The sequence below is a fragment of the Streptomyces sp. NPDC015144 genome (assembly GCF_043079735.1).
Taxonomy (GTDB): domain Bacteria; phylum Actinomycetota; class Actinomycetes; order Streptomycetales; family Streptomycetaceae; genus Streptomyces.
In genome coordinates, this window is record NZ_JBIBUU010000008.1 from 19,328 (window position 1) to 43,167 (window position 23,840).

Annotated in this window: 22 protein-coding genes and 1 pseudogene; 12 read left to right on the top strand and 11 right to left on the bottom strand. The window is 72.8% G+C overall.

The window, feature by feature from the left end; translation table 11 throughout:
* Positions 1–160 precede the first annotated feature (160 nt).
* On the bottom strand, positions 161–478 hold the full coding sequence (locus ACF08W_RS15765) for a hypothetical protein (protein WP_352277827.1): 318 nt from the start codon (positions 476–478) through the stop codon (positions 161–163).
* A gap of 206 nt (positions 479–684) precedes the next feature.
* Here ACF08W_RS15765 and ACF08W_RS15770 point away from each other — a divergent pair, with 206 nt between their 5' ends.
* Positions 685–1,815, top strand: a complete 1,131-nt coding sequence (locus ACF08W_RS15770) for a PLP-dependent cysteine synthase family protein (RefSeq protein ID WP_392279552.1) — start codon at positions 685–687, stop codon at positions 1,813–1,815.
* A 249-nt stretch (positions 1,816–2,064) separates the two neighbouring features.
* Here the strand turns inward: ACF08W_RS15770 and ACF08W_RS15775 are convergent.
* A pseudogene (locus ACF08W_RS15775) lies at positions 2,065–2,253 on the bottom strand (MerR family transcriptional regulator); the annotation flags it as partial.
* A 57-nt stretch (positions 2,254–2,310) separates the two neighbouring features.
* Between ACF08W_RS15775 and ACF08W_RS15780 the strand changes: the two are divergent.
* Positions 2,311–2,877: an RBBP9/YdeN family alpha/beta hydrolase gene (locus ACF08W_RS15780; RefSeq protein ID WP_392279553.1), complete on the top strand. Its 567-nt coding sequence runs from the start codon at positions 2,311–2,313 to the stop codon at positions 2,875–2,877.
* Between the two features lie 24 nt (positions 2,878–2,901).
* Here ACF08W_RS15780 and ACF08W_RS15785 read toward each other — a convergent pair whose 3' ends face one another.
* From ACF08W_RS15785 to ACF08W_RS15795, 3 genes are read right to left on the bottom strand one after another with little or no spacing between them, the layout of a single operon-like run.
* Positions 2,902–3,381, bottom strand: a complete 480-nt coding sequence (locus ACF08W_RS15785; protein ID WP_392279554.1) for an SRPBCC family protein — start codon at positions 3,379–3,381, stop codon at positions 2,902–2,904.
* Positions 3,382–3,439: 58 nt separating this feature from the next.
* Positions 3,440–3,880 (bottom strand): SRPBCC family protein, encoded by a 441-nt coding sequence (locus ACF08W_RS15790; protein WP_392279555.1) that lies wholly within the window; start codon positions 3,878–3,880, stop codon positions 3,440–3,442.
* A gap of 58 nt (positions 3,881–3,938) precedes the next feature.
* Positions 3,939–4,775 carry a DeoR/GlpR family DNA-binding transcription regulator gene (locus tag ACF08W_RS15795; protein WP_392279556.1) on the bottom strand — a complete coding sequence of 279 codons (837 nt, stop codon included), beginning with the start codon at positions 4,773–4,775 and terminating at the stop codon, positions 3,939–3,941.
* A gap of 186 nt (positions 4,776–4,961) precedes the next feature.
* Between ACF08W_RS15795 and ACF08W_RS15800 the strand changes: the two genes are divergently transcribed.
* A complete protein-coding gene (locus tag ACF08W_RS15800) occupies positions 4,962–7,340 on the top strand; it encodes a hypothetical protein (RefSeq protein ID WP_392279557.1) in 2,379 nt (792 codons plus the stop codon).
* Here the strand turns inward: ACF08W_RS15800 and ACF08W_RS15805 are convergent.
* From ACF08W_RS15805 to ACF08W_RS15815, 3 genes are all read right to left on the bottom strand, one after another.
* Positions 7,310–9,745 carry a right-handed parallel beta-helix repeat-containing protein gene (locus ACF08W_RS15805; protein WP_392279558.1) on the bottom strand — a complete coding sequence of 812 codons (2,436 nt, stop codon included), beginning with the start codon at positions 9,743–9,745 and terminating at the stop codon, positions 7,310–7,312. The genes ACF08W_RS15800 and ACF08W_RS15805 overlap by 31 nt on opposite strands.
* A 153-nt stretch (positions 9,746–9,898) precedes the next feature.
* Positions 9,899–10,498 carry a hypothetical protein gene (locus ACF08W_RS15810; protein ID WP_385212623.1) on the bottom strand — a complete coding sequence of 200 codons (600 nt, stop codon included), beginning with the start codon at positions 10,496–10,498 and terminating at the stop codon, positions 9,899–9,901.
* 247 nt (positions 10,499–10,745) lie between these two features.
* Positions 10,746–11,246, bottom strand: a complete 501-nt coding sequence (locus ACF08W_RS15815) for a DUF6643 family protein (protein WP_352277838.1) — start codon at positions 11,244–11,246, stop codon at positions 10,746–10,748.
* Between the two features lie 311 nt (positions 11,247–11,557).
* Between ACF08W_RS15815 and ACF08W_RS15820 the strand changes: the two genes are divergently transcribed.
* The 3 genes from ACF08W_RS15820 to ACF08W_RS15830 all read left to right on the top strand — a co-directional run bounded on the left by ACF08W_RS15820 (position 11,558) and on the right by ACF08W_RS15830 (position 14,653).
* On the top strand, positions 11,558–12,199 hold the full coding sequence (locus tag ACF08W_RS15820; RefSeq protein WP_392279559.1) for a nucleotidyltransferase domain-containing protein: 642 nt from the start codon (positions 11,558–11,560) through the stop codon (positions 12,197–12,199).
* Positions 12,200–12,237: 38 nt separating this feature from the next.
* Positions 12,238–12,978, top strand: coding sequence for a type 1 glutamine amidotransferase (locus ACF08W_RS15825; protein ID WP_392279560.1), 741 nt, complete (start codon positions 12,238–12,240; stop codon positions 12,976–12,978).
* Positions 12,979–13,291: 313 nt separating this feature from the next.
* The gene (locus tag ACF08W_RS15830; protein ID WP_392279561.1) at positions 13,292–14,653 is read left to right on the top strand and encodes a TerD family protein; all 1,362 of its coding nucleotides are present in this window, start codon (positions 13,292–13,294) and stop codon (positions 14,651–14,653) included.
* A 34-nt stretch (positions 14,654–14,687) separates the two neighbouring features.
* Here the strand turns inward: ACF08W_RS15830 and ACF08W_RS15835 are convergent, their stop codons facing one another.
* A complete protein-coding gene (locus tag ACF08W_RS15835; protein WP_352277844.1) occupies positions 14,688–15,860 on the bottom strand; it encodes a glycosyltransferase in 1,173 nt (390 codons plus the stop codon).
* Positions 15,861–15,918: 58 nt separating this feature from the next.
* On the opposite strand from ACF08W_RS15835, the gene ACF08W_RS15840 reads away from it, so the two are divergent.
* The 4 genes from ACF08W_RS15840 (at position 15,919) to ACF08W_RS15855 (ending at position 19,491) form a co-directional block, all read left to right on the top strand.
* A complete protein-coding gene (locus tag ACF08W_RS15840; protein ID WP_392279562.1) occupies positions 15,919–16,707 on the top strand; it encodes a glutamate racemase in 789 nt (262 codons plus the stop codon).
* Positions 16,708–16,766: 59 nt separating this feature from the next.
* Entirely contained in the window at positions 16,767–17,330 is a 564-nt protein-coding gene (locus tag ACF08W_RS15845) for a hypothetical protein (protein ID WP_352277848.1), read from the top strand.
* A gap of 64 nt (positions 17,331–17,394) precedes the next feature.
* Positions 17,395–18,981 (top strand): apolipoprotein N-acyltransferase, encoded by a 1,587-nt coding sequence (gene lnt, locus ACF08W_RS15850; protein ID WP_392279563.1) that lies wholly within the window; start codon positions 17,395–17,397, stop codon positions 18,979–18,981.
* A 30-nt stretch (positions 18,982–19,011) separates the two neighbouring features.
* Positions 19,012–19,491, top strand: a complete 480-nt coding sequence (locus ACF08W_RS15855; protein WP_352277849.1) for an NUDIX domain-containing protein — start codon at positions 19,012–19,014, stop codon at positions 19,489–19,491.
* Positions 19,492–19,546: 55 nt separating this feature from the next.
* On the opposite strand, the gene ACF08W_RS15860 is transcribed toward ACF08W_RS15855, so the two are convergent.
* Both ACF08W_RS15860 and ACF08W_RS15865 read right to left on the bottom strand, forming a co-directional pair.
* A complete protein-coding gene (locus ACF08W_RS15860) occupies positions 19,547–20,932 on the bottom strand; it encodes an MFS transporter (RefSeq protein WP_392279564.1) in 1,386 nt (461 codons plus the stop codon).
* 475 nt (positions 20,933–21,407) lie between these two features.
* The gene (locus ACF08W_RS15865) at positions 21,408–22,169 is read right to left on the bottom strand and encodes a transposase (protein WP_392279565.1); all 762 of its coding nucleotides are present in this window, start codon (positions 22,167–22,169) and stop codon (positions 21,408–21,410) included.
* A 114-nt stretch (positions 22,170–22,283) separates the two neighbouring features.
* Between ACF08W_RS15865 and ACF08W_RS15870 the strand changes: the two genes are divergently transcribed.
* Positions 22,284–22,985: a hypothetical protein gene (locus tag ACF08W_RS15870; RefSeq protein WP_392279566.1), complete on the top strand. Its 702-nt coding sequence runs from the start codon at positions 22,284–22,286 to the stop codon at positions 22,983–22,985.
* Positions 22,986–23,272: 287 nt separating this feature from the next.
* A complete protein-coding gene (locus ACF08W_RS15875) occupies positions 23,273–23,836 on the top strand; it encodes a hypothetical protein (RefSeq protein ID WP_392279567.1) in 564 nt (187 codons plus the stop codon).
* Positions 23,837–23,840 lie beyond the last annotated feature (4 nt).

Consider the following 23,840-nt stretch of genomic DNA (forward strand, 5'->3'; position numbering starts at 1 on the left):
GGAAGAAGACGAAGAAACGGATCCAGCAGTTGGCGGCTGCTGATGTGGTGCCGGCGGAGCGTCCTACCGTCACCGCCGGTGAACCGTGAGTGACGTGTTCAATGTCACTCAGGGGTCACCGCTCCGCAACTCGCGGCCTTCCGGCGCCGCGGGTCCCGCGTCAGGTCGTCCGGCCGCCCGCGCTGCGCAGCGTCTCCAGGAACCGGCGGGCCGGTCCGGTCCGGTCCGGCCCGTGGTTGCGCTGTCCCATCGTGAGCCGGTACCGCGTCCCGTTGAGGCGGGCCACCGTGGCGTCGGACCCGGCGAACCAGGGCCGACCTGCGCTGACGGTGCCCACCGGGGCGCTGTCGATCTCCCGGCCGTTGCTGGTCAGCAGTGCGAGTCTGCCGTCCTTGACGACCACCTGTCCGGCCCGCGTGAGCGAACGGGCCCACCGCTCGATGCGGACTCCCGTCGCGCTGAACTCCGTTTCCTTCATGACTGCTTCGCCCCCTTCATGACACCTCTGATGGGCAGTCTGCACAATGCCGGGCCAGGACGCCAGGCCGCGTGCGGGCCGGGTGTCCCGGCCGTCACGGCCCGGGGGTCCAAGGCAGTGCTATGACCTGCCAAAGTGAACGTTTTTGCAGGTGGGGAGGGTAGGTTGCGGGAGACGGCGACAGCGGCACGAGGAGGAACGGGCTGATGGGCACCAAGACGCACGAGCACGCCGGACGGGTCATGGAGACGGTCGACGTCGACCGCTCCGACGCCGAGTACCGGGCCTGGCTCAAGGAGGCGGTACGCAAGGTCCAGGCCGACGCCAACCGGTCCGCCGACACCCATCTGCTGCGCTTCCCGCTGCCCGAGGCGTGGGGCATCGACCTCTACCTCAAGGACGAGTCGACGCACCCCACCGGCAGCCTCAAGCACCGGCTGGCCCGCTCACTCTTCCTGTACGGGCTCTGCAACGGCTGGATCCGGCCGGGCAAGCCGGTGATCGAGGCGTCCAGCGGTTCCACCGCCGTCTCGGAGGCGTACTTCGCCAAGCTGATCGGCGTCCCGTTCGTCGCCGTGATGCCCCGCACCACCAGCCCCGAGAAGTGCCGGCTGATCGAATTCCACGGCGGCCGATGTCACTTCGTCGACGACTCCCGGAAGATGTACGAGGAGTCCGCCAGACTCGCCGCGGAGACCGGCGGGCACTACATGGACCAGTTCACCTACGCCGAGCGGGCCACCGACTGGCGCGGCAACAACAACATCGCCGAATCGATCTACCAGCAGATGAGGCTGGAGCGCTATCCGGAGCCGACCTGGATCGTCGCCACGGCCGGAACCGGCGGCACCTCCGCGACCATCGCCCGCTACGTGCACTACATGCAGTTCGACACCCGGATCTGCGTCCCCGACCCGGAGAACTCCTGCTTCTTCGACGGCTGGACCCACCACGACCCCCTGGCCACCAGCGACTGCGGCTCCCGGATCGAGGGCATCGGCCGCCCCCGGATGGAGCCGAGCTTCGTGCCCGGGGCGATCGACCGGATGATGAAGGTGCCGGACGCCGCGAGCGTCGCCGCCGTACGCGCCCTGGAGCGGGCCATCGGCCGCAAGGCGGGCGGCTCCACCGGCACCGGGCTCTGGAGCGCGTTCACCCTGGTCGCCGAGATGGTTCGACAGGGCGCCACCGGCAGTATCGTCACCCTGATCTGCGACCCCGGCGACCGCTACCTCGACAAGTACTACTCCGACGCCTGGCTCGCCGAACAGGGCCTGGACATCGCCCCGTACGCGGCGACCATCGACTCCTTCCTGGCCGACGGCGACTGGCCCTGACCGGTCGGCCGCCCCCGCGGGGCGGCTCCGTCCCCGGAGGTCCGGCCCGGCCGGCCCGGGGCCGTCGGGTCGTTCGCCAAGCTGCCGCCCGCCGGCGGACAGGAGCGCGGACAGGCGCTCGCGGGTCCGGCGGAGGCCGTCCCGCTGGGCGTCGATGCGCCCGGCCAGGGCCTCCAACTCGGCCCGGAGCGCCGGGCACATCTCCAGCGGGGCCCCCTCGCCGTCCGGGCGGAGGCAGTCCAGGTAGCGGCCGATCGCCTCCGTTCCCAGGCCCGCGTCGATCATCGTCCTGATCCGCGCCACCCGGTCGACGTCGGTGTCGGAGTAGATCCGGTAGCCGTTGCTGTCGCGAGCCGGGACCAGCAGCCCGCGGTCCTCGTAGTGGCGCAGCGCGCGCGGGCTCACCCCGGTCCGCTCGGCGAGTCCGCCTATGAGCACGGCTCCTCCTCGGTGACTTGACCTTCACGCCGACGTGAAGCCGTACCGTCCGGCGTCATGACACACACCTCAACCGAACGGCGCGCCTCGATCATCCACGGCTACGGGGCGACCCCCGAGGACCACTGGTTCGGCCGGCTGGCCGGGCAGTTCGAAGCCGATGGCATCCGCACGGCGGTCCCCGCCCTCCCGGACTCCGGGGCCCCGGACCCCGACCGGTGGGCGGCGGCCGCCGGAGCCGCCCTGGGCACGCCGGACGCGGGCTCGATCGTGGTGGCGCACAGCCTCGGCTGCGTCACTGTCCTGCGGCATCTCGGCTCACTGACCGGGCCGTGGCGCCTGGGCGCGCTGGTGCTGGTGGCGGGGTTCGTCGACCGGCTGCCGGACCTCCCGGAGCTGGACGTCCATGTCGACGGGGTGCCGGACCCGACGGGGATCGGCGGCCACGTCGACCGGCTCACCGTCCTGCGGTCGGACGCCGACCCGATCGTGCCGACCGGCCACACCGACCGCCTCGCCGGCCTCCTGGGCGTGTCCGCGCTGGTGGTCCCCGGCGCCGGGCACTTCCTCGCCTCCGACGGCGTGACGTCGCTCGACGAGGCGCGGAGGGCCGCCCTGGGGTGACCGTCCGCACCGCGGGGGCGTCCGCTACGCGGCGGCCCCCGCCAGCCGCCGGTCGAGAGCGCGCACCGCCTCCCTAAAGGCCCGGCCCACCCCCGGCCGGGCCAGCCGCATGAGCAGCCGGTAGGGCGCCGGACCGTCCACGGCGAACGTCCATTGCACCCGGGTGCCCGCACCCGCCGGAGTCAGCCGCCACTCCTCCAGCAACGCCCGTACGGCGGGCGCGTTGACCAGGTCGGCCCGGTAGGCGTACCGCTCGCCGGGCTCCGCCGCCATGATCGTCTCGTGGGCGGTGAAGCCGCCCTTGAGCCGGACCACGCGGCCATCGCCGTCCGGGGTGGGGCGGGCGGACGTCACCGCCGTGAACCACTCCGGCCAGCCCGGCACGTCGTCGGCGAGCGCGCGGTACACCGCCTCCGGGGGCGCGGACACCCCGGCGGAGAAGACCAGCCGCACCGGGGCGGTGTCGATGAATTCCAGCTCCACGGAACGGAGTCGGCGCGGCATGGAACATACCTCCCGTGCGGTCGTGGGACCGGTCGGCCACACCATAGCTGACGCGATATCAGATGTCTTGTGCCAGAAGGCCGTCGAGGACCCGGCCGAAGACCCGGCGCCCCGCGCGGGCGAGCGCCGGATCGCACCACCGGGGCAGCGGACGCACGGTCAGCTCCTCCACCCACACCACATGCGAACCGGACCCCGTCGGGGACACCTCGATCGATGCCCGGCCCCGCACCAGCGCACCGCGCTTCTCCAGCCGGCACGACCCCGCCCGCCCGGCGACGGGCGGCACCCACCGCACCACTTCCATCGGATCGTCGAACGCCAGCGGCCCCAGCCCGGTACGCGCCACGAAGACCGTCCCGACCCCGGCCGGCGAATCCTCCGCGACCGTGATCCCGGTCAGCGGGACATGCGCGGCGTGCCGCTCCCAGTCCGTCACCCGGCGCCAGGACTCGGGGGCGGGGAGTGAGGTGAAGCGCTCGATCCGGAAGACGGCCACCCCGCGATTCTACGGAGTGTCCGACAAGTCCGGCACGCGCCCCGCCGGGCGGCGGGGATCAGGCGCCGCCGTCCGGGCCCCGCCCCGCCACCACCAGCCCCGGCAGATGCTCCTCGATCTCCGCACGGGCGGCGGCCGACAGCCCCGCGTCCGTCACGAACGTGTCCACCTGCTCCAGCGCCGCGAACGAACTCAGGCCCACCGTCCCCCACTTGGTGTGGTCGGCGACCACCACGACCCGCCGCGCCGACTGGACGAACCGGCGGTTGGTCTCCGCCTCCGCCAGGTTCGGCGTCGACAGCCCGGCCTCCACGGAGATCCCGTGGACTCCCAGGAACAGCACGTCGAAGTGGAGGGAGGCGATCGCCTGGTCCGCGACCGGACCGACCAACGAGTCCGAGGGCGTCCGCACCCCGCCGGTGAGTACCACCGTGGCCGCCCCGGGCCGCGCCCCGGACGTCCCCGACGGCCGCTGCGCGGTGTGGAAGACATCGGCGACCCGCACCGAGTTGGTCACCACCGTCAGATCGGGCACCTCCAGCAACCGCTGGGCCAGCGCGAACGTCGTCGTACCGCCGGAGAGCGCGATGGCGCTGCCCGGCACCGCCATGGCCGCGGCCACCCGCGCGATGTCCTCCTTGGCCGTCAGTTCCAGCGCCGACTTCGCCTCGAAACCCGGCTCGTGCGTACTGGCCTCGACCACCGGCACGGCCCCGCCGTGCACCTTCTCGACGACGCCCTGGCGGGCCAGCGCGTCCAGGTCACGGCGCACCGTCATGTCGGAGACATTGAGCCTGCGCGTCAACTCGTTGACCCGGACCCCGCCGCGCCTGCGTACCTCGTCGAGGATCAGCGCACGCCGCTGCTCCGCGAGCAGGTTCTGGTTCTCGCTCAACGCCGGTCCGCCCCTTTCCTCCGTGGCCGTGCGGCGGTCATGTCGAACGGGGTCATCCTGCCACGCGGTGTGGTCCACCGCCGCACTGGGGAGATTCCGTGAGAGCGGCGCGGACACCGGCCCCTTCCACGATCCTGGTGACACCGCGTCAACACCCCCCCATGAACCAGAGAGCGAGTCACCCTCGTGCCACCTGCCTCCCAGGCCCCGCAGAGTCCGGGGCCCGCGCTGGAACTGCTGGTCCACGGGGTGGGCGGCACCACCCCCCAGGAGATGCTCGACGATCCGCGCACGGTCCGGATCACCGGCGACGCGACCGCCGCCATCTACCGGCGGGCCGAGGACACCGACGCCGAACAGCACCCGGAGCGCTACCGCGACCGCCCCATCCCCGAGGCGTACTGCTGGTCCAATTTGACCTCGGGCAACGGCTCCCGCGCCCTGTGGCTGCTGCTGCTCCCCTTCATGGTGGTCAACCTCGCCCACTGGATGCGCCCCACCGCCCGCGCCCGCACCCGGGCGGTGCGCCTGTACGGGGTGGTCGTCCGGCTCGTCGCGCTCAGCCTCACCGCGCTGCTCACCGCGGCCGCCTGCGAGGTGGCGCTCGACCTGGTGGCCTGGCAGTGCGCGGGGGTCCCGGCCTGCTCCGACCAGCGCTCCTGGCTCGGCTTCCTCTCCACCGCCCAGGGCGGCTGGTGGTCCCAGCCGGGCCGCCGGCTCGCGCTCGCCGCCGTGGTGCCCACCGCCCTGGTGACGCTCCTGTGGTTCCTCTCCAACCGCACCTGGAGCGCGTACGAATCGCAGCGCACCCTCACCGGCTCCGCCCCCGACGACGACACCTACGACTCCGGTGCCGGCACGCCCTCCGGCGTCCCCGCCCTCGCCCGGCCCGGATTCTGGTACGGCCGCCGGCTGGTCGCCCGGCTGCGCGCCGCGCACACCGCCGCCGGCTTCCTGACCGTCGCCGCGTCGGTCGCGGGCGCCGCGGCCCGTCACGACCGCTCCGTCGCGAGCCCCGTGCCGGGCTTCGTCGGCCGGCTGATCGAGGCGACGCTGCTGCTCTGCGGGTTCGTGGTGGTCTGGGTGGTCTGCCGCCGGGGCCGCAGCGAACGGCGCCTGGACAACAAGCTCGACCGCGCCCTCATCACCTACCTGCCCGGCGTCGCGCTGGCCCTGCTCGTCCTCTCCGCCGCGTACGCCGCCTGGTCCCGCCCCGGCTGGGTCTCCTCCGGCACCCTCCCGGGCGACTTCGCCTTCAGCTTCCTCGCCATCGGCCAGGGAACCCTCGTCGTGGTGCTCGCCGCCGTCTCGCTGGGCCTCTACCACCGCACCCCCGAAGCCCGCACCGTCCTGTACGGACTGGGCGGCCCGGTGGTCGCCATGCTCGCCTGCGCCCTCGGCGGGGTGATGAGCGGCGGAGTCTCCCAGCGCGTCGCCGACTGGCTCGACGGCCCCGGCACCCCCGGCATGGGCAAGGGCTCCGTCATCCCCGGACCGCCCGTCCTGCTCAGCTGGCAGGCATCGATCATCCCGGTGCTCCTGGTGCTGCTCGCCCTGCCCACCCTGTTCCTGCTGGCACGGACCTGGCGCACCGCCCGCGCCATGGAGCCCGGGATCGACCGGGAGTACGCCGAGGGCCGGCCGGAGCCCGCCCGTACCCGGCAGATCGCCCGCGTCCGGGCCGCCGCGGGGCTCACCGACTCCGTGGCCTGGATGCTCGGCCCCCTCTGCGGGGCCGCCCTGCTGCTCGGCGCCGGGGCGGTCCTCGGAGCCTGGGCGACCGGGGAGGTCCCCGGGCTCGCCATGAAGGGCAGCGGCGCGTTCCTCGAATCCCTCGCCGACGCCGCCCAGTCCACCGGTTCCTGGATGGTCGGACTCGGCTTCATCCTCTTCGTCACCTGGGGCCGCCGCGCCTACCGCGACGCCTCCGCCCGGCGCACCATCGGCATCCTCTGGGACGTCGGCACGTTCTGGCCGCGCGCCGCCCACCCCTTCGCCCCGCCCTGCTACGCCGAGCGCGCCGTCCCCGACCTGGCCTCCCGGATGTCCGGCTGGACCGGACTGACCCACGGCAGGCTCGTCATCTCCGGGCACTCCCAGGGCAGTGTGCTGGCCGCGTCCGCGGTCTGGCAGCTGCCCGCCCACACCCGCGGCCGGGTCGCCCTGCTCACCTACGGCTCACCGATCGAGCGGCTGTACGGGCGTTGGTTCCCGGCCTACTTCGGGACCGGGCCGATGCAGGTGCTGCACCGGTCCGTGCACTGCTGGCGCAACCTGTGGCGGGCCACCGACCCGATCGGCGGCCGGATCCGCCTCGACGACGTCACCGGCCCCGAGGTGGACCGAGGTCCGCTGCGCGACCCCCTGGTCTACGGCCGGACCCCGGAGCATCCGCTGCCCGAGGCGATCCTCGGGCACGGCGACTACCAGGCCGACCCGGTCTTCGCCGAGGAACGGGCCGCGCTGCTGGAGCGCCTCGACCCGGTCGTTCCCCGGCAGACGGCCGGGACGGACGAGGCAGGAGCGCCGCAGGGTCAGGGCAGTTCCGGCAAGTCCTCCGGGTAGAGCAGGGTGAGGTCGTCGGTGCTCACCTCGTCGAGCTGGGCGACCCGTCCCGCGTGCCGCTCCACCATCGACTCGAAGGTCTGGCGCGCGGTGCGGCCGTTGCCGAACGCCGGCCCCTTGGGAAGCTCGGTGAAGTACTTCAGCAACGCCTCCCCGGTCCCGGAGGCCAGACGGTACTCGTGCTCGTCGGCCTGCTGCCCGACGATCCGCAGCAGCTCGGCGGGCTCGTAGTCGCTGAACGTGATGGTCCGGGAGAAACGGGACGCCACACCGGGATTGACGGTCAGGAACCGCTCCATCTCGTGGGTGTACCCGGCGACGATCACGACCACCGCGTCCCGGTGGTCCTCCATCAGCTTCACCAGGGTGTCGATCGCCTCCCGGCCGAAGTCCCGGCCGGAGTCCTCGGGCGACAGGGCGTACGCCTCGTCGACGAACAGCACCCCGCCACGCGCCCGGTCGAACGCCTCCTGGGTACGGATCGCGGTCGAGCCGATGTGCTCACCGACCAGGTCGACCCGGGACACCTCGACCAGATGGCCCCGCTCCAGCACCCCGAGCGAGGCGAGGATCTCGCCGTAGAGCCGGGCCACGGTGGTCTTGCCGGTGCCGGGGGAGCCGGTGAAGACCAGATGGCGCCGGACCGACGCGGCCTTCAGCCCGGCCTCCTGGCGGCGCCGGCCCACCTCGATCATGTCGGTGAGGGCCCGCACCTCGCGCTTGACGCTGTCCAGGCCCACCAGCGCGTCCAGCTCCGCCAGCACCGCGTCCGAGGGGCGCGCGGGAGCCTCGGGTGTCCCGGCCGGGGCGGGCTCCACCGCACGCTGGCCGGGAACCCCGCCGAGCAGCCCGGAGGAGGACTGGGTGGCCGTCAGTACGGTGGGCGCCGGGGGAGCGGAGGAGCGCAGCGCGCTCTCGTCGCTCGTGCAGTCCTCCACCACCGGGCCGGTCCCCTGGCCGTCGCCACGGGTGACGGGCGGCTCGGCGAACTCGTACCCGCCGCGGGCGCACCGCTCGGTCCGGCAGCGGGTCAGCGTCGTACGGCAGCCGTCCATCACATGGAATCCGTAGCCGTCGCTCCCGGTGACCCGGCAGCCGTTGAACGTGCCGCGGCCCTCGGCGGAGACGTAGAAACCGGCCTCGGCGGGCGAGGTGACCGTGCAGCGCTCGATCGTCGGGTCGGCGCCCTTGGTGACGATCACGCCGGTCTGGACCGTGTCGACGGTGCAGTTGTTCAGCGTGCCGCCGCTGCCGTGGTCGCGGAACCAGGCACCGGTGGACGTCTCGCGGATGCGGCAGTCGTCGAGCTGCGCGGTGGCCCCGTCGCTCACCGACACGGCGGTGTTGCGGACCTGGGAGAGATCGCTGTCGACGACGTCGGCGCGCGAGCCCCGGTCGAGGACGAAGAGAGCGTCCGGCACGTCGTGGACCCGGCACGAGTCCAGTATCACCGTCGCCCCGTCGCTCACCCAGACCGCGGGGTAGTCGCCCGTACTGTCGTGGATCTCGCACTGGTTGGCGTCGACCCGGGTGCCGGGGTCCCAGACCGAGAGGCCGTTGCGGCCGAAGCGGCGCACCGTGGACCGGGTCAGGGTGAGCACCGAACGGGACCGCAGGTCGACCGCGTTCTCCGGGATGTCGTGGATGTCGCAGTCGGCCAGCGTCAGTACGGCGTCGGTGTCGAGCGTCACCCCGTCCGCGGACGTGCGGTGCACCGTGCAGTCGGTGAGATGGGCGGACGCCCGGGAGGTGACCTGGACACCGCTGCCCTTGATCTCGTACACCTCGCAGCCGAAGCCCTCCAGGCCGCTGCCCTCCCCGGTGACGCTCAGCCCCGCGCCCGAGGCGTGGTGGATCCGGCAGCGCTCGAGCCGGGGGTGTGCGCCGTCGCGCACCGAGACGCCGGACTGCCCGGCGGAGACCACCTCGCACTCCTCGAACACGCCGCCCGCCCCCTCGAGTACGGCGAGACCGGCACCGGCGGGGTTGTCGACCGTGCACCGGCGCACGGTCGGACGGGCGGCCCCGCGCACCTCGATCCCGGCGGCGGAGCGGGTGACGATCCGCAGGTCCGCGATCTCCGGCGCCCCGTCCTCGATCAGCAGCGCGGGCGCCGTCGAGTCCTGGCCCTCCACATGGATGTCCGAGACGACGGCGGAGGCGCGGACGGTCAGCGGCACACCGTCGACCGGCGCGATCCGCACGGAGCCGACCGAGCCCTCGGTGCCGCGCAGGGTCACCGCGCGGTGCAGGACCAGATTCTCCCGGTAGGTGCCCGGCGAGACGGTGAGGACGTCCCCGTCGGCCGCGGCCTCCAGGGCCGCGGTGAGGGAGGGGTACTCGCCTGTGCGGCGCCGCCACCGCGAAGTTCCGGTGTGTGTCACCTGGACCGTGCCCTGTGCCATGGCGCTGTTGTGTCCCCACCTCGTGCGTGCCTGATGCCCTGGTCACCGGCCTCGCGGCAGCGGTGGGTCCCCGGGACCGCCCACCGGGAAACCGGGCGGGCCGGTCCACCGTAGCGCGCGCGGCGGGCGGGAGTTGCCCCGATCAGCAGCCGATCAACTGCCGGTACCGGTCCTGCCCCAGTCCGGACCGGTGCTGGCCCACTCCTGGTCGATCCGGTCGTACCGCGCCTTCTTCAGGCGACGGACGATCAGCTGCCGGACCCCCTCGACCGCGCCGGCCGCCAGCAGCCCGGCACCGATCCCCGCCAGCACCGCGTGGGCGCGGGCGGTGGCCGCGTCCATCGGACGGGGGACGGGGCGGCCCGCGTCGTCCGTCCAGATCTCCACCCGGGCGCCGGGGGCGGTCCGCCGGGACTCGATCGTCACGGTGCCCTGCCGCTCCGTGCCGTCGGGGGACCGCCAGCGCGCCACCACCGAGGACGGCAGGGTGTGCCGCGGGGCCGTCTCGGGGTCGGAGGGAAAGCGGGGGCCCTGCGGCGACCGGCGCACCACGACCGCGGTGGTGGCATGACGTCCGGCCCGCTGCGCCCGCGCCGACTCCTGCAGCGCGTCGTCCGTCCGCGCCCCGCACGCCCAGCCCAGCGCGGGCGCCGCCAGCACCATCAGGAGCAGCGAGGCCAGGGCCGTCCACGCCTCGCGCCGGTCCGTGGCACGGCGCAGCGAATTGTGCCGCCAACGCCAGACACCCGTCACCGCTCGCACTGTCCACGCCCCCTTCCGTATCCGTCTTAGCCCGGTACGGGATGCTTCATGCGCGGAGGAGGGGGCGAGAATGAGCCCTCTCTCCGCTCGGCGTGCGGAGCTCCCCCGCCCCGCCGCCCGGCTGACGAACCGTCCACTGACGCTCCATCCACTGACGAGCCGTCCGGTACCGACACGGAAGCCGCCGCCGAGTCCCCATGGCCCGGCGGCGGCTCCGTACGACGGCGCATGTCCCGGTTCAGTACCCCCGGCCCTGGTAGGGGCGGTTGTACGGGTCCTCGTAGGGCGAGGGGGCCGGGCGGGGTGCCGGGGCGGGCGCGGGGCGCGGCGCCGCCGGGCGCATCGCCTCGTAGCCGGTACCGGGCGCGGGGCGCTGCGGCTGCTGGGGATGGGGCGCCGGGTAGCCGCCGCGGGCCGCGGCGGGCTGCTGCGGGATGTACGGCGCCGGGGCGTGTTGCAACGGCGCGGGCGGCGCGGGCGCGTACCCCTGCGGGGGCGCGGGCTGCGGATAGCCGTACGACGGCGCGGGCGGGGTGGGGGTGGGGGCCGCGGGAAGAGCCGGCAGCGCCGCCGGGAGGGCGGGCAGATAGCTGTTGCCGGTGTCGTAGGCGGCCGGGACTCGGATCGGAGCGATCTGAGGAGTGCCCCGCTCCGCGACCAGGGAGTCGTAGATCGGAGTGTCGGGGAACGACGGTGCGGCGTAGTAGCCGCCGCCGAAGGTGGAGCGGGGGGACGTCATGACACCTAAGTTAAGCCCACGATGTGCCGGTTGGGGAGTCCCCATCTCGGGGGCATCCGATTTACGCTGATTCTGTCGGCGCGAGCCGCTGTAAAGATTGCTAAATCCGCTGTGAACACGAGGTCATTTCCGGTGGTGGGCGCGATGGTTCACGAGAAGTGGCCGCCGGGCCGCAAAGGGTGACATCCGCGTAGCGGTGCCCGGAGCGGAGATCGCCGGCCCGGAACGCTTTCGCCGGGCCGGTTAAATGCGGGATAAGGGTTCCGTCGGTGAAATTTCCGCGCGGCAAGTGCCACCAGTATCTTGGGCCGATGACCGAACTACCGCCGCCCGGCGGCACCGTGGCCGACTTGGACGAAGTGGAGGCCCGCTGGGCGGGTGCCTGGCGGCCGGAGCGGATCACGGAGCGGTTGCGCGGAATCGAGACCCCGTGGTGCGTCGCGGCGGGATGGGCGCTGGATCTCTTCCGCGGGGAGCAAACACGGGCGCACGGCGATCTGGAGGTCGCGGTGCCCGCCGCGGATTTCCCCGGGATTCGGGACCGATTCCCCGATCTTGTCTTCGACGCGGTCGGCTGGGGGCGGATCTGGGAAGAGGCGGGAGCTGGGGTTCTGGCGGCCACGCATCAGACGTGGGCGCGGGATCCGGAGACCGGCCGGTTCCTGTTCGACGTGTTCCGCGAGCCGCACGACGGCGGTATGTGGATCTGCCGCCGCGACCCGGAACTGCGGCTGCCCTACGACGAGATCATCGAGTGCACACCGGACGGCATCCCTTATCTGGCACCCGAAGCCGTGCTGCTCTTCAAGGCGAAGGCGGCGCGGCCCAAGGACCGGGCGGACTTCCGCGGAGTGCTGCCGCTGCTGGACCCGGCGCGACGGCACCGCCTGAGCGCCTGGCTGGAACGCGTCCATCCCGGGCACGTATGGCTGACGGAGCTGACGGAGCGGTAGTCGGAGCCACGCGACGGACGACGGCGAGGAGCGGCACGATGAAGGACACCGGCACGACGGCCACGGCCCTGGTGGTGCAGCACGACTCCGGAGGCGGCCTCGGCCGCTGGGCCGCCTGGCTGGCGGAGCGGGGCGTCACGGCACGGGTGGTCCGGGCCCACGAGGGCGACCCGCTTCCGGACCGGCTGGAGGATTCCGCGCTCATCGTGCTCGGCGGAGCCTTCCTCCCCGACGACGACGTCCGCGCGCCCTGGCTCCCCGCGACCCGGGAGCTGGTACGGCAGGCCCTCGCCGCACGGACGCCGGTGTTCGGCATCTGCCTCGGGGGCCAACTGCTCGCCCAGGTCGCCGGTGGCGAGGTGCGCGGCAACCACGGAACGCCCGAGTTCGGCAGCACCCGGCTCGACCTGCGCCCCGAGGCGGCCGACGATCCGCTGTTCCACGGACTGCCCGCCCACCCCTCGGCCATCGAGAACCACGTCGACGCCGTCACCGCGCTCCCCGCCGGCGCCCACTGGCTGGCCCGCAGCGAGGACTGCCCCTACCAGGCGTTCAGGATCGGCTCCGTGGCGTGGGGCGTGCAGTTCCATCCGGAGACCACCGCCGAACGGATCCGCGGCTGGAACCGCGACCGCCTGCACCGCAACGGCGCGCCGGACCCGGAGACCCTGCATGCCCGGGCGGTGCGGGACGAGCCCGAGTCCACCGCCACCTGGCGCACCGTCGCCCACCGCTTCGCCGACCTCGCGGCCGGGGCGGCCCCCGGCCCGGCGGCGTGACCAGGTGACGGGTACCGCTTCGACGCCGTGGATCACACGTCGGCCGAGCACGCTCTCGTCGGGAAAGCCGGGCGGCGGGTCGGCGGAACCGAGAGGGGGCACGCGGTACTTCTCCCGAAGACCGGCCTCGTGTGCGGGGCGGGCCGCGCCCGGACCCGCCGGGAACACCCGATCGGAAGACCGGAGCGGACCGGGGAGGCTCCGGACCCCGCGCGGACGGACGGGTCGTCGGGCCGGCCCGGTCTCCGCGCCCCGTGCGCCCGCCCGGCGGGTTAGGTTTGCGGGGAAGAGATTGTGGACCGCGGGACTCGCGATGGGGGCGAGCATGACCATGCTAAAAGGGGCCAATGTTCCGGTGCCGGCCCAGGCCGTGCGGGTCGAACTGGGGTGGCGTACCGCCCCGGGCACACCGGACGTCGACGGCTCGGCGCTCCTTCTCGTGTCGGGAAAGGTGCGCGGCGACGCCGACTTCGTCTTCTACAACCAGCCCTCGCACGCCTCCGGGGCGGTGCGCCACGAGGGCAAGCGCCCGTCCGCGGAGGGAATGACTGACAACCTCGCGGTCGATCTCGCCCGCGTCGAACCGGCCATCGACCGGGTGGTCCTGGCGGCCTCCGCGGACGGCGGCACCTTCGGCCGGGTGTCCGGGCTGTACGTACGGATCACGGACGCGGAGAACGGCGGGGAGATCGCGCGCTTCGACAGCGCGGACGCCACGGTCGAGACCGCGTTCATCCTCGGTGAGCTCTACCGCCGCCAGGGCGCCTGGAAGTTCCGGGCCGTCGGCCAGGGGTACGACACCGGCCTCGCGGGTCTCGCGACCGACTTCGGGATCTCCGTCGACGAGCCGCAGCAGCCGCCCCGGCCGCCGCAGTCTCCCTCGTACCCGCCGCCGCCCCAGTCCCAGCAGCCTCAGGCGTACCAGCCGAACTCACAGCCCCAGCCGCCCCAGCCGTCCTGGGCTTCCCAGCAGACGCAGAGCGCGACCATGCCTCCCGCCCCGCCCGTCCCGCCGGCTCCGCCGGCCGCCGCCCCGGTACGCCTCTCCAAGGTGACGCTCACCAAGGAGGCGCCGCGGGTCTCCCTCGCCAAGCAGGGCGGCACGTCGGGGGCGCTCCGCGTCAACCTCAACTGGGAGGTGCGCAAGCAGTTCAAGGGCTGGGGGAGCAAGCTCGGCCGGGCCATCGCCCAGCACGCGGACCTCGATCTCGACCTCTGCGCCCTCTACGAGCTCACCGACGGCAGCAAGGGCGTCGTCCAGGCCCTGGGGAACGCCTTCGGCGCCCTCCACCAGCCCCCGTACATCCATCTCGACGGGGACGACCGGACCGGTGCCGTGGCCACCGGGGAGAACCTCACCGTCAACCTCGACCACATGGACAGACTCCGCCGCGTCCTGATCTTCGTCACCATCTACGAGGGCGCCCGGAGCTTCGCCGACCTCCACGCGACCGTCACGCTCCAGCCGCAGCACGGCGCGCCGATCGACTTCTCGCTCGACGAGTGCACCGTCCCGTCCACCGTCTGCGCCCTGGCCCTGCTGACGAACAACGGGGGAGACCTCACCGTCCAGCGCGAGGCCCGCTATCTCGTCCCCGAGCGCGGAGTGAGCCCGCAGCGCACCATCGACCACGCCTACGGGTGGGGCATGAACTGGACCCCCGGCCGCAAGTGACCCCGGCGGGGCCGGTCCACCGCCGGCCCCCCGCTCACGGCTCCGGCGCGGCCTCGGGACGGGCGTACGTACGCCCCTTCCAGGCCGCGCCCCGGCCCCGGTAGTGCCGCACCGCCGAGTCGACCGTCATCAGCAGGTAGAGCAGGGCGGTGAACGGCAGCAGGGGCGCCCACCAGGGCGACTGCCGGTAGTAGCGGAGCATCGGGAGGTACGTCCCGGCCATCACCGCCCATGCCAGACCGCCCGCGCATGCCGCCACCGGGTCCCCGCCCAGCAGCCCGGCGGCCAGCGCCAGCGGGGGCGCGAGATAGACCAGCGCCAGCCCCAGCACCGTCCCCACCAGCAGCGGCGGGCTGTGCCGCAGCTGCGCGTACGCGCTCCGCGCCACCATCCGCCACAGATCCCCGAGCCGGGGATACGGCCGCACACTGTCCACCCGCTCGGCGAGCCCCAGCCAGATCCGTCCCCCGCTGCGCTGCACCGCCCGTGCCAGCGAGACGTCGTCGATCACCGCCTGCCGGATCGACTCCGGCACCCGGGCCCGCTCCGCCGCCCCGGTCCGCAGCAGGACACAGCCACCGGCCGCGGCGGCCGTCCGCGCTCCGGCCCGGTTCACCCACCGGAACGGGTAGAGCTGCGAGAAGAAGTAGACGAAGGCCGGGACGACCAGCCGTTCCCACCCGCTCGACACCCGCAGCCGGGCCATCTGCGAGACCAGGTCGTAGCCGCCGGACTCGGCGGCGGCGACCAGCTCGCGCAGACTGTCCGGCTCGTGCGCGATGTCGGCGTCCGTCAGCAGCAGGTACGCCGGCCTGCGCAGCCGGGCGCGGGCGATCCCGTGCCGCACCGCCCAGAGCTTGCCCGTCCAGCCCGGCTCGGGCTCACCCGGCGACAGCACCGACACCGGCAGCCCGCCGTACCGGACGGACAGCGCGCGGGCGACGTCGCCCGTACCGTCCGTACTGCAGTCGTCGACGAGGAAGACCTCCGCACGCCCCGGGTAGTCCTGCGCCAGCAGGGACGGAAGGGTCACCGGCAGCATGTCGGCCTCGTCACGCGCGGGCACCACGACGGCGACGGACGGCCAGCGTCCGGGGTCCTCACGACGGGGCAGCCGCTGGCCGGTCAGCCAGAAGAACCCCTGTCCCAGCAGCAGCCACACCCATGCGGCCAGCGAACCCACGGCGATCCAGGCAACGGCGCTCATTCGCCGCAGTCTGCCCCACCCGGACGTAACCGCACGAGCCGTCGACTATGGTGACCGGGTGAAGATCGCGCTCATGGACTCGGGAATCGGCCTCCTCGCGGCGGCCGCCGCGGTGCGCCGGCTGAGGCCCGACGCCGATCTGGTGCTGTCCTCCGACGCCCCCGAGCACACGCCCTGGGGGCCGCGTACGCCCGAGTACGTGACCGCCCACGCGCTGGACGTGGCCCGCGCGGCCGCCGCCCACCGGCCGGACGCACTGATCGTCGCCTGCAACACCGCCTCCGTCCACGCCCTGCCCGCGCTCCGCGCCGCGTTCGAGCCCGCGCTGCCGGTCATCGGCACCGTCCCCGCGATCAAGCCGTCCGTCGCCACGGGCGGTCCCGTCGCGATCTGGGCGACGCCCGCCACCACCGGCAGCCCGTACCAGCGCCGGCTCATCGCGGAATTCGCCGACGCCGTCGACGTCACCGAGGTGCCCTGCCCGGGTCTCGCCGACGCCGTGCAGGAGGCCGACGAGGCCGCGATCGACCGTGCGGTCGCCGCCGCCGCCGCCCACACCCCGCCCGACGTGCGGGCCGTGGTCCTCGGCTGCACCCACTACGAGCTGGTCGGCGAGCGCATCCGCGCCGCCGTGGGGCGGCCCGGCCTGCCGCCCGTCGCGCTGTACGGATCGGCCGGGGCCGTCGCCGCCCAGGCACTGCGCCGGATCGGGGCCGAACCCGCTCCGTCGGCCGAATCCTCCGGACGCGTCTCGGTGCTCGTCGGCGGAGACCTCACCGACCTCCCCGAGGCCGCGCCCGCCTACCCGGAAGGGCGTCTGCTGGGAGCCGTCAGCCCGGTCCGCTGACCCGGCGCGGGCCGTTCGACCCCTGCCCGGCGTGCGGATTCCTGAGTACGCTGCTGGACATGAGGGACGACTCCCGCGAATCCCGTCACAACGGAACAGATCCCCACCCCGCCGTCTGGACCGGCCGGGCCACCAACCGGGCCCAGTGGGTCCTCGCGGCCGGGGGAGCGGCCTGCCTGGCGCTCGGCGTCCAGCTGGCCGTGAGCTCCAACTGGACCTCCGGGGTCGCCCCCCTGCTGATGTCCGTGATCGGCTGCGTCGCCGCCGGACTCCTCATGCTGTTCGGCACCCTCGCCTTCGTGAACGTGGCCGTCCGGATCGACGGGGACGCCCTGGAGGTGCGCTGCGGCCACATGGGCCTGCCCCGGCGCCGGATCCTGCTGACCCAGGTGGTCGGCGCCGAGTTCGCCCCCGAGGTCACCCCACGCCAGTGGGGCGGCTGGGGCTACCGCTGGCGCCCCGAGCAGGGCACGGCCGTGGTGGTCCGCCGGGGCGAGGGGCTGGTGCTCCGGCTCGGCGACGGCCGGACGTTCACCATCACGGTCGACGACGCCGAGGCGGGCGTCCGGTTCATCCGCGAACGCCTGCGGCTGACCACGGGCGGCGCGACGGCCGGAGCCTGACCAGGGGCACTTCCTGCCGGGAGGGACTCCCGGGCGCACAGCCACCCACCGTAGACTCCGCCGGGTGAGCGCCACCATCACCCCCGTCGGAGCCGCGCAGCCGGTTCCCTCCACCGTCTCCCGGCGACAGCGCCTGGTGCGACCCGCCGCCGCAGTGATCGCGGGCGTGCTGCTCTATCTGAGCTTCCCGCCCCGCCCCCTGTGGTGGCTGGTCCTGCCCGGGTTCGCCCTGCTCGGCTGGGTACTGCACGGCCGACGGCTGCGCGCCGGGTTCGGGCTCGGTCTCCTCGCCGGCCTCGGCTTCATGCTGCCGCTGCTGCACTGGACGGGCGAGGACGTCGGCCCCGTGCCCTGGCTGGCCCTCGCCACCGCCGAGGCACTGTTCATCGCGGTCGGCTGCCTCGGGATCGCCGCCGTCAGCCGGCTCGCCTGCTGGCCGCTGTGGGCCGCCGCCGTCTGGGCGCTCGACGAGGCGGTCCGGGCCCGGGTGCCGTTCGGCGGCTTCCCCTGGGGGAAGATCGCGTTCGGCCAGGCGGACAGCGTGTTCCTGCCGCTGGCCGCCCTGGGCGGCACCCCGCTGCTCTCCTTCGCGGTGGTGCTGTGCGGCTTCGGCCTCTGCGAGGCGGTGCTCCGCTTCCGGGCGTACCGGGCGACCGGGACCGTGCCGCGCGGAGCCGCCGTCGCCGCGGCCGCGGCCGTGCTCGTCCCCGTGGCCGGGGCCTTCGCCGCACTGCCGCTGGTCGACGACTCCGCCGAGGACGGCACCGCGACCGTCGCCGCGATCCAGGGGAACGTGCCCCGGCTCGGGCTCGACTTCAACGCCCAGCGCCGCGCCGTCCTCGACAACCATGTGCGCCGCACCGAGCAGCTGGCCCGGGAGGTGAAGCAGGGCAAGGCCCCGCAGCCCGACTTCGTCCTGTGGCCCGAGAACTCCTCCGACCTCGACCCCTACCGCAACGCCGACGCCCGCATCCTGATCGACGAGGCGGTCAAGGCGATCGGCGCGCCCACCGTGATCGGGGCGGTCGTCGAGCCCGACACCGGGAACCTGCGCAACACCCTCATCCAGTGGAACCCGGGCAAGGGCCCGGTCGACACCTACGACAAGCGCCACATCCAGCCGTTCGGCGAGTACATGCCGATGCGGTCCGTCGCCCGGGTCTTCAGCTCGGACGTGGACAGGGTGCAGCGCGAGTTCGGTCCCGGCAGGAAGGTCGGCGTCTTCGACCTGGCGGGCACCAGCGTCGGGCTCGTGACCTGCTACGAGGCCGCGTTCGACGACGCCGTACGGGACACCGTCATGCACGGCGGCCAGCTGATCGCCGTACCCAGCAACAACGCCACCTTCGGCCGCAGCGAGATGACCTACCAGCAGCTGGCCATGTCCCGGGTGCGGGCCGTCGAGCACAGCAGGTCCGTCGTCGTCCCCGTCACCAGCGGGGTCAGCGCGGTGATCCGCCCGGACGGGACGATCGTCCGGCAGACGGAGCAGTTCACCCCGGACGCGCTCGTGGACAAGGTGCCGCTGCGCTCCTCGCTGACGCCCGCGACCCGGATGGGCCCGCTTCCCGAGGGCGTCCTCGTCCTGATCGCCGCGGCCGGGCTCGGCCTGGTCGCCCTGCGCGCGGTCCGCGCCCGGAGCACCCGGTGACCGGCAGCCGCACCACGTAGGGTCGGGGCCATGGCTACTCCTGACTTCATCCGTGAGATCCGCGCCACCGCGGGTCGGCAACTGCTCCTGCTGCCGGGGGTCACCGCGATCGTCTTCGACGACGAGGGCAGGGTGCTGCTGGGCCGCCGCACCGACACCGGCAAGTGGGCGGTGATCGGCGGCATCTGCGAACCGGGGGAGCAGCCCGCGGCGACGGCGGAGCGCGAGGTGTTCGAGGAGACGGCGGTGCGCTGCGTGGCGGAGCGGGTGGTGCTCACCCAGGCCCTGCAGCCCGTGGAGTACGCGAACGGCGACCGCTGCCAGTACCTGGACGTGACCTTCCGATGCCGGGCCACCGGCGGCGAGGCCCGGGTCAACGACGACGAGTCGCTGGAGGTGGGCTGGTTCTCGGTGGACGCGCTGCCGCCGCTGGACGAGTTCGGGCTCTTCCGGATCAAGCAGGCCCTGACCGACGAGCCCACCTGGTTCGAGCCCACCCCGCAGCCCTGAGCGGGACCGTCCGCCGGGCGGGCCGTGCACGCGGCCCCGCCCGGCGGACGGCGCTTCAGGCGGTCCGGGCGTCCGCCGCCCGCACCTCGGAACCGTCCGGGTCGGAGGCCGTCGCCCCGATCTCCGCGAGGTCCCGGTGCCGGGTCTCCCGGGCGCAGCCGACCGCGAGCAGGGTGATCAGGGCCGCGGCGATGACGTACAGCGAGACCGGCGTCGAGCTGTCGTGGTCCGCGAGCAGCGCGGTGGCGATGAGCGGGGCCGGGGCACCGGCCGCGACCGAGGAGAACTGCGCGCCGATCGACGCGCCCGAGTACCGCACCCGGGTCGCGAACATCTCGGAGAAGAACGCCGCCTGCGGCGCGTACATCGCACCGTGGAACACGAGCCCGACGGTGACGGCGAGCAGCACGTTGCCGAAGCTCCGGGTGTCGATCAGCGCGAAGAACGGGAACGCCCAGACCGCGACGCCGACCGCACCGACGAGATAGACCGGCTTGCGGCCGACCCGGTCCGAGAGGGCACCCCACATCGGGATGACCGCGAAGTGCACGGCCGAGGCGACGAGCACCGCGTTGAGCGCCGTCTGCTTGCTCAGGTCGGCCGCCGTCGTCGCGTAGACCAGCACGAACGCGGTGATCACGTAGTAGCTGATGTTCTCGGCCATCCGGGCGCCCATGGCGATCAGCACATCTCGCCAGTGATGCCGCAGTACGGCGACGAGCGGCATCTTCTCCACCGCCCCGGCGGTGGCCCGGCGGGCCGCGGCCCGGGCCAGCGCCTCCTGGAAGACCGGCGACTCGTCGACGGAGAGCCGGACCCACAGGCCGAGGAGGACGAGCACACCGGAGAGCAGGAACGGGATGCGCCACCCCCATGCCCCGAAGGCGGAGTCGGACATCAGCGCGGTGAGCGCGGAGAGCACCCCGGTGGCGAGCAGCTGCCCCGCCGGGGCGCCGGTCTGCGGCCAGGAGGCCCAGAAGCCGCGCCGCCGGGCGTCGCCGTGCTCCGAGACCAGCAGTACCGCCCCGCCCCACTCGCCGCCGAGCGCGAAGCCCTGCACCAGCCGCAACACGGTGAGCAGCACCGGGGCGGCGGACCCGACGGTGGCGTGGGTCGGCAGCAGCCCGATCGCGAACGTCGCCCCGCCCATCATCAGCAGGCTGATCACCAGCAGCTTCTTGCGGCCGAGCCGGTCGCCGTAGTGCCCGAACACCAGGGCGCCGAGCGGCCGGGCGGCGAAGCCGACCGCGTAGGTGAGGAAGGACAGGAGCGTGCCGACGAGCGGGTCGGACTCGGGGAAGAACAGCTTGTTGAAGACGAGGGCGGCGGCCGAGCCGTACAGGAAGAAGTCGTACCACTCGACGGTGGTGCCGATGAGGCTGGCGGCGACGATGCGTTTGAGGTTCGAGGATGCCGGTGGGGAGCTTGCTGGGGCGGCCATGGACACCACTTCCGGAGGGTGGGGACGGTTCCGTGTCGCCACACCGTAGGAAGGGCCGCATCGGCGGCGTATGTGGTGGGGCACCATAGTTCGGGTTGCCGATGTGCGGGCCGGTGCTACGGGGAGGGGGGCGCGAGCCCGATTCCGCTTCCTGGGGCGGGCGGGAGAGGACCGTCCGAGTTGCACTGTTCGGTATGTTTCGCGAGGGTGGTGCTGACTCCCTTGCTGGTTTGGTGCTGACTAAAAGCCCACGTCATCACCCGTCTTCACCTCTCCCGTGCTGACTTGGTGCTGACTACTCAGCGTTGAACTCCGCCATCTGCGGCAGACCGGTTCCGAAGGATGTGCCCAGGTCGGCCGTGGGTTGCGATCCCCCATGTGCGGCGCTGTTGGCCCCGCGGTTCGGCTAAGGGCTGTCCCGCAAATGATCTCCGGGCCGCCTCGGCCATGGTTGATCACGGTGAAGCCCGTTGGTCTATCCGGCGAGAGCGAGGTTGTGCATCCGGGCGATGCCGAGCATCGCGTGGTGGACACCGTCTCCCTTGAGGCGGCAGACGCGGAGGATCTTCCAGGTCTTCATGCGGGCGAAGACGTGCTCGACCCGGGCCCGAACCTGCTTGTGGGACCTGTTGTGCTCTTCTTTCCAGCCCGGCAGTTCGGTCTGACCGCGCTCGCGACGGTGTGGGATGACGAGGCCGGTGCCCGGGTAGCCGCCGTCGGTGATCACGGGGGTCTTGCCGACAGCGGCCTTGGCGCCGGATTCCTCCCAGGCCCTGCAGTCGTTGCGGTTCCCGGCGAGCGGTCGGCCGACCACGACGACGCGCCTTGTGTCGGCGTCGATGACGACCTGGTGGTTGGTGGAGTACCGGTAGTTCTTCGACCGCTCGGCAATGCTGTGGTCCCGGGTGGGGACCAGGGTCCCGTCCACGATGAGCACCGTGTTCCTGGCGAAACGCTGACGGGGCTGGAGCGCGAGCATCGGCCCGAGGTGGTTGATGATCCGGTCCGCGGCAGACTTGGACACCCCGAACAGCGGGGAGAGCTGGCGCATGGTCAGGTTCGTGCGCCAGTACGCGGCCACCAGCAGGGCCCGGTCCGCCAGTGGAAGGCTCCACGGCCGGCCCTTGCGGATCACATCCGCACCCTCACGTCGAAGCACGGTCACCAACTTCCCGAAGGCGCGAGGGCTCAGCCCGGAGAACGGGGCTGTCCAGGACGGCTCCGACGCCGTGATCACACCAGCCGCACCGTGATCGTTCCACCCAAGGGAGGTCGAGCAAGTGCTCTTCCGCCCAAGCGCCGGCGGCCATCGGGCCTGTGCCTGCAGGTATGGCCGGTCCAGAATGCTGCCGTGACCGAAGACGAGCGGAGCGGCATAGAACCGCGTTCATTCCTGACATGCGTGACAGAGGTGGCCCGGCTGCTGGGCGTCGGAGACGTCAGCATGGAGCCGAAGGATCGACATGCCCGCCACCTTGCCCATGCGGTGCGTAAGCCCCTGCTCGAGCGTGCGAGTCTGCCCGAGGAGTGGTTCGCCCCGCTGATGGCGGCAGCCGTGTACGACCCGGATCCCAGCTTCTGCCGCTGGTTCGTCGAGCCAGCGGTCTACGCATTCGGACGCCGCCGTGTGATGGCGGCATTGGTCGACTACTTGCGGATCGGCACGGACGCCGAGCGGGCTGGTGCCACGCGCGCCTGGTACAGCGCCCATATGCCCTTGCGTGCAGATCGGACTCCAGCGTACGGGCCCGGTGGGGTACGTGATCCCGCTCTGGACGAGTCACAGGACATCAAGGCCGCCTGGCTGGAGACATCCCTGCGGGTGTTCGCCGAAGCCACCGACCTGCAGATGCGCCACCGTGTCCTGCTGGGCCTGCCTACCTTCCGCGCGGCATACCCGCCACCCCTGCACGAACTACTTGAAAGCACACTCGCATCCGCCCGCGTCCATCCCGACCCACACATCCGTCGCTGGGCCGCAGCAGCAGACCAGCCCGCCTCATACCCCTCCCGACAGTTGCGGGACAGCCCTTACCCAAAGCACACTGCGTGACTGCCTGCTGGACCCCGTTCGTACTCCCCGCCCCCCCCGTTGCCCTGAAGCGCGGACCGTGCTCAGGTAGAGCCTGCTGGTGAGTCTGCAGACTGGGCGGCCCAGGCGCTCACCACCAGTTCGGCGTGCCGGTGCTGTCCGGGATGAGGACGTGGTGGTGCTCCGGACGAGATCCGAAGCGTTGGAACCTATTGCCGGGCTCATACAGCGGCAGCACGTATGCCGAACAGGTCGGCATGGACGTGGCGGCCGGGCTACTGCACGAGTGCTCCGAGGGTGATATGAAATTGGTGCTCGCCACGGCCGTGGCCGACGAGGCGAAGCACTCCGCCGTCTTCCACCACCACGCGCACACCGTCGCCGGATCCGTCAAAGAGCCCGGTGAGGCCCAGCAAGAACTGTCGCGCGACCTGTGGTCCCTGGACGACTACACCGCCCGCTTCCTGGCCCACACCCTGGCCGAGGGGTTCGCGGCTGACGAGTTCCGGTGGTTCGTCGAAGGGCTGCGCCAGGACGGCCTCGGTGATGTGTATCGACTGGTGCGCCGGGACGAGTCACGCCATGTCGCACTCGGCATGGCCTACCTCACCCGCGGCCCCGGCGCGGAGCAGCTGCGCCGGCTGCCGACCGACCTGCTGCTAGCTGCCGAGCGGATCGTGCTGAAGCACAACGACGTTTACGGCCTTGCCGCGTTGGTGCACCGGCTCCTGCCCGGTACGTCAGCGGAGAAGGTCGCCGCCTGGCTCAAAGCGCGGCACACCACCCGTATGCGGGTGCTCCTGAATGTCCGGGACGACCGTGCGGAACTGTTCCGGCGCCACCAGCACATTCGACAGATCATGGAGGTCTGATGGA

Excerpts from the sequence above, each read along its gene's own strand:
- ACF08W_RS15765 (WP_352277827.1), bottom strand. The coding sequence starts at position 478 with ATGAAGGAAACGGAGTTCAGCGCGACGGGAGTCCGCATCGAGCGGTGG.
- ACF08W_RS15770 (WP_392279552.1), top strand. The coding sequence starts at position 685 with ATGGGCACCAAGACGCACGAGCACGCCGGACGGGTCATGGAGACGGTC.
- ACF08W_RS15780 (WP_392279553.1), top strand. The coding sequence starts at position 2,311 with ATGACACACACCTCAACCGAACGGCGCGCCTCGATCATCCACGGCTAC.
- ACF08W_RS15785 (WP_392279554.1), bottom strand. The coding sequence starts at position 3,381 with ATGCCGCGCCGACTCCGTTCCGTGGAGCTGGAATTCATCGACACCGCC.
- ACF08W_RS15805 (WP_392279558.1), bottom strand. The coding sequence starts at position 9,745 with ATGGCACAGGGCACGGTCCAGGTGACACACACCGGAACTTCGCGGTGG.
- ACF08W_RS15815 (WP_352277838.1), bottom strand. The coding sequence starts at position 11,246 with ATGACGTCCCCCCGCTCCACCTTCGGCGGCGGCTACTACGCCGCACCG.
- ACF08W_RS15820 (WP_392279559.1), top strand. The coding sequence starts at position 11,558 with ATGACCGAACTACCGCCGCCCGGCGGCACCGTGGCCGACTTGGACGAA.
- ACF08W_RS15825 (WP_392279560.1), top strand. The coding sequence starts at position 12,238 with ATGAAGGACACCGGCACGACGGCCACGGCCCTGGTGGTGCAGCACGAC.
- ACF08W_RS15830 (WP_392279561.1), top strand. The coding sequence starts at position 13,292 with ATGGGGGCGAGCATGACCATGCTAAAAGGGGCCAATGTTCCGGTGCCG.
- ACF08W_RS15835 (WP_352277844.1), bottom strand. The coding sequence starts at position 15,860 with ATGAGCGCCGTTGCCTGGATCGCCGTGGGTTCGCTGGCCGCATGGGTG.
- ACF08W_RS15845 (WP_352277848.1), top strand. The coding sequence starts at position 16,767 with ATGAGGGACGACTCCCGCGAATCCCGTCACAACGGAACAGATCCCCAC.
- ACF08W_RS15855 (WP_352277849.1), top strand. The coding sequence starts at position 19,012 with ATGGCTACTCCTGACTTCATCCGTGAGATCCGCGCCACCGCGGGTCGG.
- ACF08W_RS15860 (WP_392279564.1), bottom strand. The coding sequence starts at position 20,932 with ATGGCCGCCCCAGCAAGCTCCCCACCGGCATCCTCGAACCTCAAACGC.